The organism is Microcoleus sp. Pol12A5 (assembly GCF_036701435.1).
Taxonomy (GTDB): Bacteria; Cyanobacteriota; Cyanobacteriia; order Cyanobacteriales; family Microcoleaceae; genus Microcoleus.
Window position 1 is genome coordinate 1 of sequence record NZ_JAUBQU010000250.1, and the last position, 2809, is coordinate 2809.

Sequence of the window (2809 nt, forward strand, 5' to 3'; positions counted from 1 at the left end):
ACTTTTAAGTTAATCGTGCTAAGGTCTTGATAAACCAGATCCAGGCTGCGCTTAATGATTTTATCGATTTCCATACAAACAAGATTCATAACCATGGGAATATCTTTAATAAAATCATCCTTTTCTTTCCAGCCAATTCCTTTTTTGTGTTTTTGGGCTGCATCAATAAACCACTTCTGTTTCACGCGAACATCAAATATTTTATCCCAATAATCTTGAGATTCAGCGAGCGCCGAACTTTGACATTGACGACCTAGTTCATTAATTCTGACATGACAGCCGCTCAGTTCCCCAAGCTGTTGCCATATTTCCGGTTTTGAAGCTTGGATAATCCCAAGTTTACAAGTCCAAACGTCTTCAGCGTGATCGATATCGTTTCGGCATTTTTGCACAACTTTCTCAAGTCTGGTGGCTGATTCCCTCAATTCATCAAACCCAGGCTGGACAGACTTAATTACGGTTGTAGCAGATTCCTTAATTTCTAAGGATTTATCATCATCCGCCGCGACGAGAGCCGAATATTGGGCGATGTTCTGAAATGCTTGCATGAATTCGTTCATTTAAGTAATTCCACTGTAGACTGACAGAGTTAACCATAATCAGATAATATATTATAATGTGTAATATTAATCGCTATTCAGGTAAAAAAATATGGTTTTTGTGTTTCCTCCTCACATACAGGCGGGTATTATCTCCGGCACTTATGAAGTCGTGAAGAATAGTGCAGGAGTATTATTGGGAATAGCTAGAGACAGGGCAACAGGTCACTTTGTAGGTGCCGCAATTGGGATGGTTGCCGAGCCGTTGTTAGCTATTCCAGATTTTGTATTAGGTGTAGGGCAAATGGTTCAAACAGATATGGGTTTTAAAGAAACTTACAAAAGACTAGATGTGATTGAGTATGGCTTAAAATCTCTTTCGGCTAATGTGGGCATTCTGTCAGCATCTACTGCCGTCATTGGTGTCGGCGTGGTGGCCATAGCGGCATTGTCAGCCGTTAACCTTCATCAGACCTTGAAAATGAGGGAAGATATTAAGGAATTGAAGCTAACAGTTACACATGGCTTTATTGATATAGCGGTACTGCTGAAAGACCATAAAGCAGATGTTATTGCTGAAATTAAACTGTTAGCTGAAAGCATTAATTTTGAGCAACATCGTTTAATATTAAGTCAAGCTTATCAGAAATTTGATCAAGCACAGAAACTAATTCAAAATGCTTTGTTAATGGAAGATAAACATACCCGAAATTCTACCTTGACAAGCGCACAACACATTTTAGCTAATGCTTTAGCTGACTATAATAATCCTGAGTTATTCAAAGCCACTTGTGCAGTTGGACATCTTCGTAGAGTTGAATGTGCTTGGGCAATTGAGCAGACAATTTCATTAACTTATCAATTGCTGAACGAGCCTGCGTCTGTAAGTAATTCCCTTTCCCACCTCCAAGAAAGAATACGCCAAGACATTCTCACTGTGATTGAGCGCTGCACAAAAGATGAAATTGATTTTATATTTCCAGAAATCACACGAATTTACAATCAGGATCTGGCCGTTTTGAACTCTTGGCAAAATCAGGTAGATTGGATGCTAAGTTTATCGGCGGATGAGCGTAAACAATTGGCTAGTTTAAATATGGAAAAAACACCTGTTTCAAAGACTCATGAAGAAGTTGCTATAGTAGCAGAACCAGAAGAAATTGCGCTCTACCAAAACTTGCAGCAAAAATCCCACTTCAAATCACTACGCGATCAATTGCGATTTTTGATAAAACCTAGCTTGCGTCAACAACATGAATCTTATATCAGTCAGAAAGCAACTACCTCTGGATATAAAGCTTTAGCCCCCTCAAATTGGCAAGAAGTCAATGATTTAACTGTTGCTAATCTCTACTGGTATTTTCAAGGAATGGAGTGAAGTTCAAAATATGTAGGTTGGGTTAAGGTTCTCGTTACTCAACTCTTCATTTCAAATAAGGCGTTTTGTTAACAACCAAGCTATCCAGAATACTTTTAAACATTGTTACCACAATTTCGCGCTCGTTATCTCTGACAAATATATCGTAATTGGGACTTGAGTTAATTTCAATTAACCAATATGCTCCGTTTTTATCGAGCGCTATGTCAAGCCCAGCATAATTAATCGCAATTTCAGCAAAAACAGGTTTAACAAAATCTTCAATCTCAGACATGAGAGTGGGATTAATTATATGTTTGGCTTTTGCACCTTCCCAGTGCAGCGGGCTTAAATTCCCCGCAAATTTAGCCTGAGATTTGTCTTTCTCGTACAGCAAAACTAGCTTTTCTTTGCAGAATACAGCCCGATATTCGTGGGCAATTTCGATGTATTCTTGAGCTAGCGCCACATAGTCATAATCTTTGCTGTTGACGTTAAATATAATTTCTAGGGCTGCTTTAATTTGCTCTCTAGTTTCACACAAAAAAACATTGTTGCCACCAGCACCGCGATTTCTTTTGAGAATGACCGGGAAAGCGAATTTTTTGTTTACTTCTAAAACAATTGATTCAATATCTGGGAAACTCAAATACTTTTTATACTTCTCCTCGCAGTGAGGCGAGACAAAACCGAGAGTTTTGGGAGTATTTATTTTGCCGTTTAATAGTTGATAGGTATATTCTTTGTCTTTAAAAATCTCTGCTACTGACGCGCTGTTAAATGGCGTCATGTAATTGACAAAATAATATTCTTCGCCGCCCTGTTTGAGTCTAATCAAGTTTTGGGAAGGATGCAGGATTTCGTAAGGGATATTTAATTCCTCACAAGCTGCCAGCAGGATTTCAATATTGGT

The 2809-nt window shown here is 38.5% G+C and carries 2 protein-coding genes and 1 pseudogene; 1 reads left to right on the forward strand and 2 read right to left on the reverse strand.

Annotated elements, in window-relative coordinates; genetic code table 11:
• Nucleotides 1–560: pseudogene (locus QUA45_RS28430) on the reverse strand (hypothetical protein); the annotation flags it as partial.
• Between the two features lie 91 nt (nt 561–651).
• Here QUA45_RS28430 and QUA45_RS28435 point away from each other — a divergent pair.
• On the forward strand, nt 652–1917 hold the full coding sequence (locus QUA45_RS28435; RefSeq protein WP_333223256.1) for a hypothetical protein: 1266 nt from the start codon (nt 652–654) through the stop codon (nt 1915–1917).
• A 46-nt stretch (nt 1918–1963) separates the two neighbouring features.
• Here the strand turns inward: QUA45_RS28435 and QUA45_RS28440 are convergent.
• Nucleotides 1964–2809 (reverse strand): YheC/YheD family protein (locus QUA45_RS28440; protein WP_333223258.1); only part of this gene is annotated, 846 nt, incomplete at its 5' end.